Origin of the sequence: Sphingorhabdus arenilitoris (genome assembly GCF_042651485.1) — a bacterium.
GTDB lineage: Bacteria > Pseudomonadota > Alphaproteobacteria > Sphingomonadales > Sphingomonadaceae > Sphingorhabdus_B > Sphingorhabdus_B arenilitoris.
In genome coordinates, this window is sequence record NZ_JBHSDH010000013.1 from 856457 (window position 1) to 868553 (window position 12097).

18 protein-coding genes and 1 tRNA gene are annotated in these 12097 nt (G+C 53.4%); 13 read left to right on the forward strand and 6 right to left on the reverse strand.

The annotated features are described in order from the left end of the window. Positions 1-58: 58 nt before the first annotated feature. From ACFOWX_RS08195 to ACFOWX_RS08205, 3 genes are all read right to left on the reverse strand, one after another. Complete coding sequence (locus tag ACFOWX_RS08195) at positions 59-484, reverse strand: phage integrase central domain-containing protein (protein WP_381424975.1); 426 nt, start codon at positions 482-484, stop codon at positions 59-61. Positions 485-493: 9 nt separating this feature from the next. Beyond that, complete coding sequence (locus ACFOWX_RS08200) at positions 494-796, reverse strand: Arm DNA-binding domain-containing protein (protein WP_381423053.1); 303 nt, start codon at positions 794-796, stop codon at positions 494-496. A gap of 198 nt (positions 797-994) precedes the next feature. Further along, positions 995-1080 (reverse strand) — tRNA-Tyr (locus ACFOWX_RS08205). Positions 1081-1233: 153 nt separating this feature from the next. Between ACFOWX_RS08205 and rlmB the strand changes: the two genes are divergently transcribed. Genes rlmB through ACFOWX_RS08220 form a run of 3 tightly spaced genes read left to right on the forward strand, consistent with a single transcriptional unit; the run spans position 1234 to position 3771 of the window. Further along, positions 1234-1995: a 23S rRNA (guanosine(2251)-2'-O)-methyltransferase RlmB gene (gene rlmB / locus ACFOWX_RS08210; protein WP_381423055.1), complete on the forward strand. Its 762-nt coding sequence runs from the start codon at positions 1234-1236 to the stop codon at positions 1993-1995. 13 nt (positions 1996-2008) lie between these two features. Continuing rightward, positions 2009-3148 (forward strand): hypothetical protein, encoded by a 1140-nt coding sequence (locus tag ACFOWX_RS08215; protein ID WP_381423057.1) that lies wholly within the window; start codon positions 2009-2011, stop codon positions 3146-3148. Further along, positions 3148-3771, forward strand: coding sequence for a DNA-3-methyladenine glycosylase family protein (locus ACFOWX_RS08220; protein WP_381423059.1), 624 nt, complete (start codon positions 3148-3150; stop codon positions 3769-3771). The genes ACFOWX_RS08215 and ACFOWX_RS08220 overlap by 1 nt, the downstream gene beginning before the upstream one ends. A 28-nt stretch (positions 3772-3799) precedes the next feature. Here the strand turns inward: ACFOWX_RS08220 and ACFOWX_RS08225 are convergent, their stop codons facing one another. Then, a complete protein-coding gene (locus ACFOWX_RS08225) occupies positions 3800-4309 on the reverse strand; it encodes a hypothetical protein (RefSeq protein WP_381423061.1) in 510 nt (169 codons plus the stop codon). Between the two features lie 123 nt (positions 4310-4432). On the opposite strand from ACFOWX_RS08225, the gene ACFOWX_RS08230 reads away from it, so the two are divergent. Beyond that, complete coding sequence (locus tag ACFOWX_RS08230; RefSeq protein ID WP_381423063.1) at positions 4433-5266, forward strand: SDR family oxidoreductase; 834 nt, start codon at positions 4433-4435, stop codon at positions 5264-5266. On the opposite strand, the gene ACFOWX_RS08235 is transcribed toward ACFOWX_RS08230, so the two are convergent. Next, positions 5263-5553: a 4a-hydroxytetrahydrobiopterin dehydratase gene (locus ACFOWX_RS08235; protein WP_381423065.1), complete on the reverse strand. Its 291-nt coding sequence runs from the start codon at positions 5551-5553 to the stop codon at positions 5263-5265. The genes ACFOWX_RS08230 and ACFOWX_RS08235 overlap by 4 nt on opposite strands. Positions 5554-5672: 119 nt before the next feature. Here ACFOWX_RS08235 and ccmA point away from each other — a divergent pair, with 119 nt between their 5' ends. Both ccmA and ACFOWX_RS08245 read left to right on the forward strand, forming a co-directional pair. After that, entirely contained in the window at positions 5673-6248 is a 576-nt protein-coding gene (gene ccmA / locus ACFOWX_RS08240; protein ID WP_381423067.1) for a heme ABC exporter ATP-binding protein CcmA, read from the forward strand. Next, positions 6245-6892 (forward strand): heme exporter protein CcmB, encoded by a 648-nt coding sequence (locus ACFOWX_RS08245; RefSeq protein ID WP_381423069.1) that lies wholly within the window; start codon positions 6245-6247, stop codon positions 6890-6892. The genes ccmA and ACFOWX_RS08245 overlap by 4 nt, the downstream gene beginning before the upstream one ends. Before the next feature lie 34 nt (positions 6893-6926). Here ACFOWX_RS08245 and ACFOWX_RS08250 read toward each other — a convergent pair whose 3' ends face one another. Continuing rightward, positions 6927-7751, reverse strand: a complete 825-nt coding sequence (locus ACFOWX_RS08250; protein ID WP_381423071.1) for an SDR family NAD(P)-dependent oxidoreductase — start codon at positions 7749-7751, stop codon at positions 6927-6929. 95 nt (positions 7752-7846) lie between these two features. Here ACFOWX_RS08250 and ACFOWX_RS08255 point away from each other — a divergent pair, with 95 nt between their 5' ends. The 7 genes from ACFOWX_RS08255 to ACFOWX_RS08285 all read left to right on the forward strand — a co-directional run bounded on the left by ACFOWX_RS08255 (position 7847) and on the right by ACFOWX_RS08285 (position 12095). After that, entirely contained in the window at positions 7847-8428 is a 582-nt protein-coding gene (locus ACFOWX_RS08255) for a NifU family protein (protein WP_381423073.1), read from the forward strand. Between the two features lie 49 nt (positions 8429-8477). Continuing rightward, positions 8478-9074, forward strand: coding sequence for a malonic semialdehyde reductase (locus tag ACFOWX_RS08260; RefSeq protein WP_381423075.1), 597 nt, complete (start codon positions 8478-8480; stop codon positions 9072-9074). Positions 9075-9095: 21 nt separating this feature from the next. Beyond that, positions 9096-9731, forward strand: a complete 636-nt coding sequence (gene tsaB, locus ACFOWX_RS08265; protein ID WP_381423077.1) for a tRNA (adenosine(37)-N6)-threonylcarbamoyltransferase complex dimerization subunit type 1 TsaB — start codon at positions 9096-9098, stop codon at positions 9729-9731. After that, positions 9728-10183, forward strand: a complete 456-nt coding sequence (gene rimI, locus ACFOWX_RS08270; RefSeq protein WP_381423079.1) for a ribosomal protein S18-alanine N-acetyltransferase — start codon at positions 9728-9730, stop codon at positions 10181-10183. The genes tsaB and rimI overlap by 4 nt, the downstream gene beginning before the upstream one ends. A gap of 138 nt (positions 10184-10321) precedes the next feature. Next, complete coding sequence (locus ACFOWX_RS08275) at positions 10322-10750, forward strand: MucR family transcriptional regulator (RefSeq protein WP_381424977.1); 429 nt, start codon at positions 10322-10324, stop codon at positions 10748-10750. A gap of 150 nt (positions 10751-10900) precedes the next feature. Further along, positions 10901-11323 (forward strand): Fur family transcriptional regulator, encoded by a 423-nt coding sequence (locus ACFOWX_RS08280; RefSeq protein ID WP_381423081.1) that lies wholly within the window; start codon positions 10901-10903, stop codon positions 11321-11323. Next, positions 11295-12095 carry a lysophospholipid acyltransferase family protein gene (locus ACFOWX_RS08285; protein ID WP_381423083.1) on the forward strand — a complete coding sequence of 267 codons (801 nt, stop codon included), beginning with the start codon at positions 11295-11297 and terminating at the stop codon, positions 12093-12095. Before ACFOWX_RS08280 ends, ACFOWX_RS08285 begins: the two co-directional genes overlap by 29 nt. Positions 12096-12097: the final 2 nt, after the last annotated feature.

Sequence of the window (12097 nt, forward strand, 5' to 3'; positions counted from 1 at the left end):
CCCCTTTGCCCCACAGTATAGCCCCCATGCCTGCATAAGGCCCGCCCGCTCGCCCGGCTTATCTGCTGTCCCCAGATAGGTTGTGCGGCGCCAAGCGGCCATAGGAAGGCTTGGCGCGCAAACTGGACAGGAAGGCAGGGACAGCGACATAGGGCATCGCCTTGCGGTTGCTGCGTTCCTTTACCTGCCTTGGCAGGCCGCGCCCTGCTTTCAGGCTGCCATTTCCCGAAGGCGCTTCGCTGGAACGCCAGCCCTTTGCATGGGCATAATCGAGCACGGCACAAATCCGGTTGCGCACTTGCCGCGCCGTTTCGGGAATATCCTGCCATATGGGGGTAAGCGCGCCGATAATATCCGCCGCCGTTATTGTGCCGGTCGCCATGCTGCCCAGCTTGGGGAAGGCATAATTTTCCAATGAAGCCAGCCATTGCCGGGGATAGACATCGCTTTTCCACCCGCCTTCATTTTCGCCATGATATTGGATTGCCGCCTCTCAGAACGTAATCTGCGCAGCGGCGGCGTCCCGGCGTTCGGTCACTATATCGCGCCCCTGCACTTTCATCGCAAGCCGCGCCTCGCGGGCCTTATCCCTTGCATCGGCCAAGCTCACAAGCCGGGCACTGCCCAGCCCAATATCGCGGCGCTTTCCGTCATGCTGGATACGCACCGTCCATTGCGCGCTTGCTGCCTTGCCTTGCTTACCAGCGCGCACTTTCAGGTATAGACCATCCCCGTCCTGATAGGTTCCCGGCGTCGCCAGCGCAGCTTGAAAAGACTTAGCTGTCAATTTCCCCATAAATCTTGCCCCACAGTTTTCAGGCCAAATTCCGAATTGCAAAATGTGGGGCAAACCAAATCCTGCCCCACATTTGCCCCACACTGTAAGCCGGTTAAGGGCAAATGCAAGCGGATAGATGCGGACAGCATAGGGCAATAAAGCCTAGCTTAAATGCGGCTTTCAGCGGACTGTGGCGACTGGCAATGTAGGGGTAAGTGGTGGACAGGACTGGATTCGAACCAGTGTACGGAAAACCGGGCAGATTTACAGTCTGCTGCCTTTAACCACTCGGCCACCTGTCCACGTTGCCCAAGGTTTTTTCAAGCGCTGGTTAGGCGCAACCGAAAGGCGAAGCAGCCCAATGGCGAAACGGCGCTTGCCTGTCAATGCTTGAGATGAGAAAGAAAGCGCAATAAGGCATTTTTTCTTCCATATTTTTTCAGGTACCCTTTTTCATGGCATCACATAAAAGCCAGCGCCGCCGCGGCAAAGCTTCCATCAATGGCAATCCTAAATTTTGGGGCCGCCATGCGGTGCTCGCCGCAATTGAAAATCCAGAGCGGGTCATTCATAAAATATGGGCGACACGCGATACATTGAACCAGTTAGACCTGCCGTCTGGCCTGCCCATTCAATTTGCCGAAGTGACCGATCTTGCCCGCTTCGTGCCCAAGGAAGCGCCGCATCAAGGCATCGTTGCAGAGGTCGCTCCGCTGGAGGATCAATGGCTGGCCGACGTGTTGCCGTATGATAGCGATGATATTCGGCCCTTACTGGTGCTCGACCAGGTGACCGATCCCCATAATGTCGGCGCAATATTCCGCAGCGCTGCCGCATTTGACGCCGTTGCCATTGTCACGCAGGATCGGCATGCGCCCGCTGAAACTGGCGTGCTAGCAAAGGCCGCTTCAGGTGCGCTGGAGATGGTGCCATGGATCCGCGTCGTAAATCTTGCCCGGGCGTTGGAGGAAATTGCCGAGGCGGGCTATTGGCGCATCGCGCTTGACGGAGAAGCCGAAGAAACGCTGTCAAATGCATTGGTTCCCGGCCGCAATGCCTTGATACTGGGCGCAGAAGGCGACGGGATCAGGCATAATGTGCTTGAACATTGCGATCAAATCGCCAAGCTGCCGATTAGCGACGCGATGGAAAGCCTCAATGTCTCCAATGCTGCGGCGATATCACTTTACGCCGCGGCAACACGGTCCAAGAATTAGCTGGGGGTATAAAATGAAGTTACGTAAATACGCAGCATTGGGCCTCGCTATCATCGCGCCGCTCGGATTGAGCGGATGTTTGATCCTGCCGGGCGAATTTACCTCGGAAATGACCGTGATGAAATCCGGGGAATTCAGCTTTTCCTATAAAGGGCAGATCCAGTTGCTGGGCCTTGCCAATATGCTCGGCGAATCATTGAGCGACGAAGGTGCGGTAGGTGAATTTGAGGCCAGCTGCTGGGGCCCAGCGCCTGATCCCAAAACCGAAGAAGCGAAAAAAGAAGAAGAAAAAAAGGCTCAGAAAAAGCTGACTGCCTATGAGAAAAGCCACAGGAATGAAGCGGCTTTAGCAAAAATCAAATTGGGCAAGACGGGCACTGCGGCCAGCGCGACGGCGCAGGAAGATTATGAGCTGGTGCAAGAGGATGCACCGGCCAAACCGGATGAAGATGATAGTGATACAAATGAGAGCGATGAAACCGCGGCAGAAGCAGCAGCGGCGGCAGTCGAAGCTGTCAGGGAAGAAGTAGAGGATTCTGATTTTTCTGAACGTGAATGCACCGCAGCTGAGGTGGAGGAACAAAGGGCAGAATGGGATGAAGCACAGGCCGCCCGCAAAAAACGCGAAGAAGAACAGAAAAAGATATTTGCGATGCTGCTCGGCGGTATTGACCCCAAAGACCCCAAAACGATTGAGCGGTTCACCAAAGAGGTGGAGCGGCTCGCAGGATGGAATAAGGTCGAGCATCTCGGTGACGGGCTATTTATGGTCGATTACACCACTAAGGGCCAGTTGGCCGATGATTTTGCTTTCCCGGTCATCCCGCGCTACGCCATTGGCCAACCGATGATCCACATTACGCGATGGGACGATGGCCGGTTGCGGGTCGAGGCTCCGGCTTTTCACAGCGACCCGGATTTTTCGCTACTGGCGATGATGGGCGGCAGTGCCATGACGGGCATGATGCGGGGTCAGGAACCAAAAGTACAACCTGTTGCAGTCAAAGGCACATTCACGCTGACCACCGACGCCGAAATACTGGCAAATAATACCGAAGAAGGCCCCGCCGATCAGGGTGGGATGAAAAAGCTGTCATGGGAAGTTAGCCCGGATATTTTCGGTCCGCCGATGGCCTTGTTGAAATTGAAATAATGGGACTTTCGGCAAAACAGATTGAGCAATCACTGACGCATCTGGCATCTGTGGAACCTCGTTTTGCCGACGCCGTAGCTTTTGCCGGATATCCTGAACCGCGCATCCGCCCGCGCGGTTATCAAACATTGCTACGCACCATTGTGGGGCAACAGGTCAGCGTCGCCGCGGCAGCATCCGTTTGGAAAAAACTGGAAGCGCTGCTCGGCGAAAATTGTCCTGCAGAAAAACTTATTGCGCAGGATTTTGACACGCTGCGGGCTTGCGGCCTTAGCCGTCAAAAACAAGGCTATGCGCGTTCGCTTGCAGAGTTGATTTTGTCCGGCGGCTTGCCGCTAGACGCCCTGCCCGATGATGATGAAGAGGCGATCGCCTATTTGACCCGGGTGAGAGGAATTGGCCGTTGGTCGGCGGAAATTTACCTTCTATTTGCCGAAGGACGAAGCGACATTTGGCCTGCGGGGGATTTGGCCGTGCAAGAGGGTGTGGGACGCCTGCTCGCCTTACCAGCCCGCCCATCCGAGAAGGAAACGAGGGCAATCGCTGATGATTGGCGTCCGCACCGCGGCGCAGCGGCGATATTCACTTGGCATATTTATGCAAAAGACTTCAAAGCGATTTAGGCCGTAAACTCATAAATATCATCGCCTCCTAAAGTGATAGGCCGGGATTAAGCGACATCACCTCATTCAAAAATGATTTCGGCTTTTTCTTATATTTGGTTTGACGATTTAATTTCAATCCGGCGATACTGATCGCATCCATTATGAAATGAACGCAATTTCGCTTGCCCAAATTATAGCTTTTACCCGGTAATGCCTGCCAGCGGCCAACCATTGCCATCACCTTGGCATATTCGGCATCGGACAATCGCACCGTAAAATGCGCGTTGCTTTTGGCAATATAGCTGGGCTTTGGCGTTTGCACCGCACCTTTCACGCTGCCCATTAAAATCGCTGGAGAAACGCTGGTGGCGGTGAAACCGTAACTGCCATCGACCGCTTTCCCATTGCTGTCGAGTTTGCCCTTTACCGTGAAAAAGGCGTGCGGGAATTTGCTGCCAAAATCATGGCTGTAAAATGTCATCGCAACATCTGCTTTTGCTGGCTGAGCCAAAAGGCAAAATGCGGCAAATAGTGCTAGCGCAAAAATACGGTGCATCACATGTCTCCTTGATCACAAAGGCCTAACGCGGGCGAGCGACAACATCAAGAAGCGCTTGACCGCAACCCCAAATTGCTGTCGCGTGATAGTAGGAAGAGTAATTTAACAGGGAGAGTCGCAATGGCCGAAAACCGCAAAAGCATTTTCATAACAGGTGCCGCATCGGGCTTAGGCCGCGAAGTTGCTCGTTATTTTGCAGAGCGCGGCTGGTTTATCGGCATGGCTGACATCGACGCCCAGGGTTTGGCCGAAACATCGGCAATGCTGCCTGAAGGGCAAAGCTCGGTCCATATGCTCAACGTCACCGACCGTGCGCAATGGAAGAATGCTGTTGCCGAATTTGCCGCCGCGTCGGGCGGGCGGATGGATGTATTTTTTAACAATGCCGGCATTGGCAAAGGCGGACCGATTGAAGAAATGGCCGATGCCGATATCGACGCGATGATCGCCGTCAACCTAACCGGTGTGATCAGCGGTACGCGCGCCTGCTTTGACCTGTTAAAAGCCACTCCGGGCAGCTGCATTTTATACACTGCTTCAGCAGCCGGCATATATGGCATTGCCGATTTGAGCGTTTATAGCGCAACAAAATTCGCCGTCCGCGGACTTGCCGAATCCCACGATATTGAATTTCAGCGGCACGGGATTAAATCGCGCTGCTTGATGCCAGGCTTTATCGACACGAATATCATCTCCGCCGTTGCCGAAGGCAGCAATATGTCGGGCAAGGAAATGCTGGAATCCTCAGGCGTCATGGTTAGCCCTGTGTCGATCATAGGTCCGGCTGCATGGGCTGCTGTTCACGGTGATAAAGTGCATACGCCGGTCAATAAAATGGCCAAGCAAATGGCCTTTGCCGCGCGGTGGATGCCCGGCCGCCTGCGCAAGCAGAAAGTCAGCTTGACTGGCGATCTAGCGCATATATTGGCCGGTTCGGAACAACCCAAGGGTTAGCGGCAGCTATCAATCTGCTTTGCAAGGTCAATATCGCGCTGCGACACACCGCCTGCGTCATGCGTGGTCAATTTGATTTCCACCCGGTTATATACATTGAACCATTCGGGATGGTGGTCCGCTTTCTCCGCATAAATTGCCACCCGCGCCATAAAGCCAAAGGCTTCTGCAAAATCGGCAAATTTCACATTACGGCAAATCGCATCGGCATCCGCATCATAGCTCCATAACGGCAGCTGTGCCAAAGCCGCTTCGCGCTCTGTTTCATTCAATTTGGTAATGGCCATATTCTATTCCTTTATCGGTGATTGGGGTAGCGGATATAGTTAAGCCTCTGGACCGCAAAGCCGCTTTATGCCTATGTCGTGCCATGCGGTCACGTCAAGCATCATCACCATATATAAAAATGGAAAATGTCGCAGTCATCCGCGGCAACCGCATCATATTTCAAGGCTTTTCTTTGTCGGCGCAGGCCAATGACATTATCTGGGTCCGGGGTGCAAATGGCAGCGGAAAGTCGACGCTGCTACGCATAGTCGCGCAGCTGTTACCCAATGTGTCTGGCAAGGTCTCGGTGGAAGGCAATATGGCGCTATCTGACGAGAATCTTGGTCTGGATAGCAACTTGCCATTGGAAAAAGCGCTCGCATTTTGGGCGAATATGGATGGGGCAAATGCGGATAATCAATATAACGCACTGGCCGCCATGGACCTGACCGCGCTAACCGATGTACCCGTAAGATATTTGTCATCCGGGCAGCGCCGCCGCGCCAGCCTCGCCCGGGTCATTGCCAGCGGCGCGGATATTTGGTTGCTCGACGAACCCTATAATGGCCTCGACAGCGCCAATTGCGCCCGGCTGGATCAGGCGTTGCTGCGTCATGCAGGCAGCGGCGGAATAGCTTTGGTTGCGGCGCATCAATCACCGAGCATCAATGTAACTGACAGCATCACCCTCGGCACCGGGCGGAAAGCAGCATGAGCGGATTTCTTAACCTTGTGCTGCGCGAAATGCGCCTTGCCTGGACGGGCGGCGGACTGTGGCTGCCGATCATTTTTTATCTGGCGGTTGCAACCTTATTCCCCTTTGTGACTGGTCCTGACAAGCTGCTGCTGGCTAAAACTGGTGGGGGCATTTTATGGGTCGCTGCATTGCTATCCAGCTTGCTGCCGATTGAACGTCTCATCCTGCCGGACCGCGAAGCAGGGATATTGGATCAACTGTCGCTTCGCGGCTGGTCCGATGAAATGATCGCAAGCGCCAAAATCGCGGGGCAAATTATGGCCTTTGGTCTGCCCTTGCTGTTGGCCACCATCGTCGCATCCGCATTGATCGGATTGCCAGAGGGGAAATTGCCGATGCTGCTTCTCGCGCTCGCCTTTGCTCTGCCCGCTTTGTCCGGGCTGGGCGTAACGATAGCCGCGCTGACCGCCGGGCTTCAGGGCGCGAGTGCGCTGGGCGGTTTGCTGCTTGTGCCGATGGCAGTGCCTGTATTGATATTTGGCGCTGGAACTTTGGGTGAAACGCCGGGCAATGCGATACAATTATTGGCGGCAACATCGCTGGCTATGACCGCATTATCCCCTTTTGCGGCAGGGGCCGCGCTACGAGCGGCACGCGGATAGGGTTGAGCAACACTGCCTAGCAGCTCACCAGCAGCTATTCAGCCTGCATTTTTTCCACATATCCCTGCGCGACCATCGCTTCGATCATATCGAACAATTTTTCAGCGTCTTGCGCGCGCAGCTGCGGCAACGTCGCCTCAACACCTTCTGCAATTAACAGCTCCCGCTTTCCGCTGCTTACGCCGTCCCAAATCAACCGCGCGACTTCATCGGGATCAATACCATTATCGATCGCCTTATCACTCATGCCGCGCGCCTTGCCATCCGCGTTCAGCGCATTGCGCGACACATTGGTGCGCACCGATCCGGGCGTTACCACGAGAACATGGACCCCCTGCCCCGCAACTTCGCTGCGCAGCGCATCACTATAACCGATCAAACCGTGTTTTGCGGCACAATAAGCGGTGCGCATGGGCACACCGACTTTTCCCGCAACGCTGGAAATCATGACCACATGCCCTGCGCCATTTTCCAACAAATGAGGCAGCATCACTTGGGTCAAGGCAATAGGCGCGCGCAGATCTACGTCGATGATCCGGTCATATACACTGGCATCGGTATCAATGGCGAGCGACCGTTGCGATATACCGGCATTGTTGACCAGCACATCGATGCGCCCCTTAAAATCTATCGCTTTTTGGGCATATTCGGGCAGCTTGTCATATGCCGTTGTATCGAAACGAAGAACAAGGCATTTCTCCGGCGCACCTGTTTCCACGGCTACGCGCTGCAATTCGGTCATGTTGCGCCCTGACAAAATGACGCTTCCCCCGGTCGCCACAAATGCCTTGGCCAGCGCCTCGCCTATTCCCGATGAAGCGCCCGTTATCCATGCAGTTTTGCCGTCAAATATTGCCATCAGTTTCTCCTGTCGCAAACACCGTCCGCTGCGCGCCCTAATCTGTCAAGTAAAACGCTCTTGCACTTTGCGGCGTCACTCACCACATGGAAAGCATGTTGATAGAAACCGAAAACACGCCAAATCCCGCCACTGTCAAATTTTTGCCCGGGCGGCCCGTTATGGATAGCGGAACGCGCGATTTTGCGAGCCCCGAAGAAGCAGAAATATCTCCTTTGGCCAAAGCCTTATTTGACCTGGGCGATGTGACCGGCGTATTTTTCGGGCGCGACTTTATTTCTGTGACTGCCGCGCCCGGTGTCGAATGGTCCTATTTGAAGCCCGATATACTGGGCATATTACTCGATCATTTCACCGCCAATATGCCTCTATTTTCTCCCGGCAGCGCAGGCGCAATTGCGGTTCCCGGTGATGCCGATGATGACTTGCCTTTGGATGATCCTGCCGATGCAGAAATTGTTGACCAGATAAAAGACCTGATCGAAACCCGCGTCCGCCCAGCGGTCGCGAATGATGGCGGCGATATTGTTTATCGCGGCTTTCAGCGCGGGGTCGTCTTTCTGCAGTTACAAGGTGCTTGTTCGGGTTGCCCGTCTTCGTCGGCGACGTTGAAACAGGGTATTGAGAGCCTGCTCAAACATTATGTTCCCGAAGTAACCGAAGTCCGCCAGGCTTAGACTGAGCGGCACCCTCGTCTCCCTATTAATATAATAAAGGACATATAAAATGCCCGCAAATACGCCTCTCGATGATAAAGCGCTAGATCAGCTATTCCGCGAAGCGCGAACCTATAATGGCTATCTGGACAAGGCGGTAAGCCAGGAGCAGTTGGAGGCAATTTGGGAGTTGATGAAAATGGGGCCGACATCGGCCAACTGTTTGCCTGCGCGGATTATCTGGTGTGTTAGCGATGACGCAAAAGAGAAAATTGCCTCCATGGCAATGGACAGCAATGCGGAAAAAATTCGCAAAGCACCGGTTACCGCGATTATCGGCATGGATTATGATTTTTATGAAGAGCTTCCCGAATTATTCCCGCATACCGACGCAAAAAGCTGGTTCACCGGAAATAAGGAGCTTGCTGAATCCACCGCGTTTCGAAACAGCTCGCTGCAGGGCGCTTATCTGATCCTAGCAGCTCGGGCGCTCGGGCTTGATACAGGTCCAATGTCAGGATTTAACGCCGAGGCGGTTAATGAAGGGTTTTTTGCCGGCTCCAACGTCAAAGCCAATTTCATCACTACGCTTGGCTATGGCGATCCAGAAAGCATTTTTGAGCGCAGCCCTCGGCCCGCATTTGAACGCTTTAACAATATCCTGTGATCCGGTAAGCGCGGTATCCCTATGACTGCACCGCCGCGCATATTGGTTATTGATACCGCAACGAAAGCCTGTTCCGTCGCGCTGTTTTACGGCGACGAACCAGTTGCCGCACGCCATGAGGTTATCGGCCGCGGCCATGCCGAAAAGCTGATTCCGTTTATACAATCTTTGCCGGAAAATGGGCGAGCAGACCGGATCGCAGTTAATATCGGCCCCGGCAGTTTTACCGGAATTCGCGTCGGGATTTCAGCGGCAAAGGCGCTTGCGCTTGCCTGGCAGGCCGATTGTTTTGGTTATAACTGCTTGGCATTGATTGCCGCCATGGCAAACAGTGGCACGCCCGTGGATGCCGTTATGGCGGGCGGACATGGGGAATATTTTTTCCAAAGCTTTGCTGCCGATGGAAAGCCGGTCGGTAATCCGGCTTCTATGAAACCCGATGCTGCTTTGGCTATCTCTACCGCACCCGTTATCGCCGGCGATGTTGCCGAACAATTTGCCGAAGCGCGCGGCAACGCAGCAGCATATGAGCATCTTCCCAGTGCCGCCATGTGGCCCCTTATTGCGGCCAGCGATGAACTTGCGCCGCGTCCTTTTTACGGCCGTGCGCCAGATGCCAAGCCGGCGAAAGGATCGCCGTCCGGTATACTGGTATGATTGCGGTAGAATATGGCGATGCTCATAATGTCGCCGAAATAATGCCAGTGATGCAAAAAGCCTTTGACCCTGCTTTCGGTGAAGCATGGACAGCGGCTCAAACGCTGGCGGCGTTGAGTCTACCAAATAGCCGGCTCGCGATTGCCAAAGACAATACAGTCATCGGTTTTGCCATCAGCCGCTGGGTGCTGGAGGAGGAAGAGTTGCTGATGATCGCGGTTGCCCCCGATCAGCAGCGCAAAGGTATCGCCTCCATCTTACTAAAGCAAATCATCGCAGAAATGGTAAATAATGAAAGAAAGACCCTGTTCCTAGAGGTACGAGATGGTAATCCAGCACATATTTTCTATAAGAATAAGGGGTTTAATGAAATAGGCCGGAGACGAAATTATTATACCGGCGCAAACGGTATGACTTTCGATGCCATAACTATGAACTTGTCTATTCAGTGATAATCAATACTCATAATTTTTCGATTTGGACAATGGCGTTACTAATCAATTGACGATTACTGACAATGATGTTAATCGGGCCGTCCATACTGGAGTGTAAACAAATCCGCGCTGGTCGCTGGATTTAAGGAAATAATGATGACCCAAGAAATGAATGAAACAACCGAATTGTTGGTTACCCTGACCGCAGATATCGTCGCCGCGCATGTCAGCAATAACAGTGTAGCGGTGTCTGATATCGCATTGCTGATCGGCAATGTGCATGGCGCCTTGTCGGGTTTAGCCTCAATTGAAACCAAACCCGAAGATTTGACGCCGGCAGTGCCCATTCGCAACTCGGTCAAAAAAGATCATATTGTATGCCTAGAGGACGGTAAGAAATTGAAAATGCTGAAACGGCATTTGATGACTCACTACGGCATGACCCCCGAAGAATATCGCACAAAATGGGGCCTTCCCGCCGATTACCCGATGGTCGCCCCTGATTATGCCGAGGTGCGGCGCACATTGGCGAAGAAAATCGGCCTTGGCCGGGCACCGGGCGCAGGTCGCAAGAAAAAAGCGTAAGAAATTAGATAATCTTTATAGGAATTTCGGTTCCACTTTTGCTTGGGCCGTCCTTTTTGGGCGGCCCATTTGCTTTTCGCCCCCTTTTGATTGACGAATCGTCCCTACGCCTTACATTGAGGTCAACAAAATCGAGATTTAAGTAGGTCAATGGAAACACGTATTGATATAGAAGCGCTTTGCGCCGAACGCGGTCTGCGGATTACCGAGCAACGACGGGTTATTGCGCGGGTCATATCCGATGCGACTGACCATCCCGATGTCGAGGAAATGTATAAACGCGCCTCTGCGGTTGACCCGAAAATCTCGATCGCCACTGTATATCGCACCGTTCGCCTGTTTGAAGAGGCCGGTATTTTGGACCGCCATGATTTTGGCGATGGCCGCGCCCGGTATGAAGCCGCACCCGAAGCACATCATGATCATTTGATCGATGTTGAAACCGGTAAGGTTGTGGAATTTGTCGACCCTGAATTGGAAGCATTGCAAAAGGTAATAGCCGAAAAATTAGGTTATCGCCTCGTCGATCACCGAATGGAGCTATATGGCGTTGCTATCGACCGCAAGGATTGAGCACAGGAAACCGCTGGCCCTGGCATTGGGGCAGATATTGTTCGTCGCGCGGACATTGGGTATCATAGGGTCGATGCTCATATGCATTGCCGGTCATGGGCTTTGGCGCTTATTCCGTTTGCCATCCCCTTGGCCGCAAATGTTTTTGCATTCTATTAACTGGATATGCGGAGTCATTCCGCGTTTCTACGGAAAGCGGTTGAAACGAAATGTGTTTTACGCCGCCAATCATATCAGCTGGATGGACATACCCCTGATTGCTGGATTCACCGGATGTACCTTCGTGGCTCAGGATGGGATTAAAAGCTGGCCGATAGTTGGCTGGCTGTGCAAACTCAATCGAACCATCTTTGTCTCACGCGAGGATCGGATGAGCGTGGATAAACAGGTCGCCAACCTAAAAGCGGCTATTGATGGCAAACAGCCAGTGACAATTTTCCCAGAAGGTACAACCAATGATGGCACCTTCCTGAACCCATTTAAGCCCGCTTTATTTGCCGTATTGTCGCCGCCCCCGCCGGGCATGATGGTGCAGCCTGTTTTTATCAGCTATGGCAAGGATACCGATGAGATTGCTTGGGTGGGCGAAGAAACGGCGCCTGCCAATGCGTGGCGGCTGCTGTCGCGGTTAAAGCCAATGGCGGCACGGGTTTACTATCTCGAACCGTTTGACCCGTCCGATTATGCCAATCGCAAAGAAATCGCCGGAGAGGTCCGCTCTCGGATCAGCGCGATGGTTGACGCTGGCGGTCATTTGCCAAGACGTATATAGGG

What these genes read in the sequence shown, in the direction of transcription:
- ACFOWX_RS08200 (WP_381423053.1), bottom strand. Translation starts at nt 796, where the DNA reads ATGGGGAAATTGACAGCTAAGTCTTTTCAAGCTGCGCTGGCGACGCCG.
- rlmB (WP_381423055.1), top strand. Translation starts at nt 1,234, where the DNA reads ATGGCATCACATAAAAGCCAGCGCCGCCGCGGCAAAGCTTCCATCAAT.
- ACFOWX_RS08215 (WP_381423057.1), top strand. Translation starts at nt 2,009, where the DNA reads ATGAAGTTACGTAAATACGCAGCATTGGGCCTCGCTATCATCGCGCCG.
- ACFOWX_RS08220 (WP_381423059.1), top strand. Translation starts at nt 3,148, where the DNA reads ATGGGACTTTCGGCAAAACAGATTGAGCAATCACTGACGCATCTGGCA.
- ACFOWX_RS08225 (WP_381423061.1), bottom strand. Translation starts at nt 4,309, where the DNA reads ATGCACCGTATTTTTGCGCTAGCACTATTTGCCGCATTTTGCCTTTTG.
- ACFOWX_RS08230 (WP_381423063.1), top strand. Translation starts at nt 4,433, where the DNA reads ATGGCCGAAAACCGCAAAAGCATTTTCATAACAGGTGCCGCATCGGGC.
- ACFOWX_RS08235 (WP_381423065.1), bottom strand. Translation starts at nt 5,553, where the DNA reads ATGGCCATTACCAAATTGAATGAAACAGAGCGCGAAGCGGCTTTGGCA.
- ccmA (WP_381423067.1), top strand. Translation starts at nt 5,673, where the DNA reads ATGGAAAATGTCGCAGTCATCCGCGGCAACCGCATCATATTTCAAGGC.
- ACFOWX_RS08245 (WP_381423069.1), top strand. Translation starts at nt 6,245, where the DNA reads ATGAGCGGATTTCTTAACCTTGTGCTGCGCGAAATGCGCCTTGCCTGG.
- ACFOWX_RS08250 (WP_381423071.1), bottom strand. Translation starts at nt 7,751, where the DNA reads ATGGCAATATTTGACGGCAAAACTGCATGGATAACGGGCGCTTCATCG.
- ACFOWX_RS08255 (WP_381423073.1), top strand. Translation starts at nt 7,847, where the DNA reads ATGTTGATAGAAACCGAAAACACGCCAAATCCCGCCACTGTCAAATTT.
- ACFOWX_RS08260 (WP_381423075.1), top strand. Translation starts at nt 8,478, where the DNA reads ATGCCCGCAAATACGCCTCTCGATGATAAAGCGCTAGATCAGCTATTC.
- tsaB (WP_381423077.1), top strand. Translation starts at nt 9,096, where the DNA reads ATGACTGCACCGCCGCGCATATTGGTTATTGATACCGCAACGAAAGCC.
- rimI (WP_381423079.1), top strand. Translation starts at nt 9,728, where the DNA reads ATGATTGCGGTAGAATATGGCGATGCTCATAATGTCGCCGAAATAATG.
- ACFOWX_RS08275 (WP_381424977.1), top strand. Translation starts at nt 10,322, where the DNA reads ATGACCCAAGAAATGAATGAAACAACCGAATTGTTGGTTACCCTGACC.
- ACFOWX_RS08280 (WP_381423081.1), top strand. Translation starts at nt 10,901, where the DNA reads ATGGAAACACGTATTGATATAGAAGCGCTTTGCGCCGAACGCGGTCTG.
- ACFOWX_RS08285 (WP_381423083.1), top strand. Translation starts at nt 11,295, where the DNA reads ATGGCGTTGCTATCGACCGCAAGGATTGAGCACAGGAAACCGCTGGCC.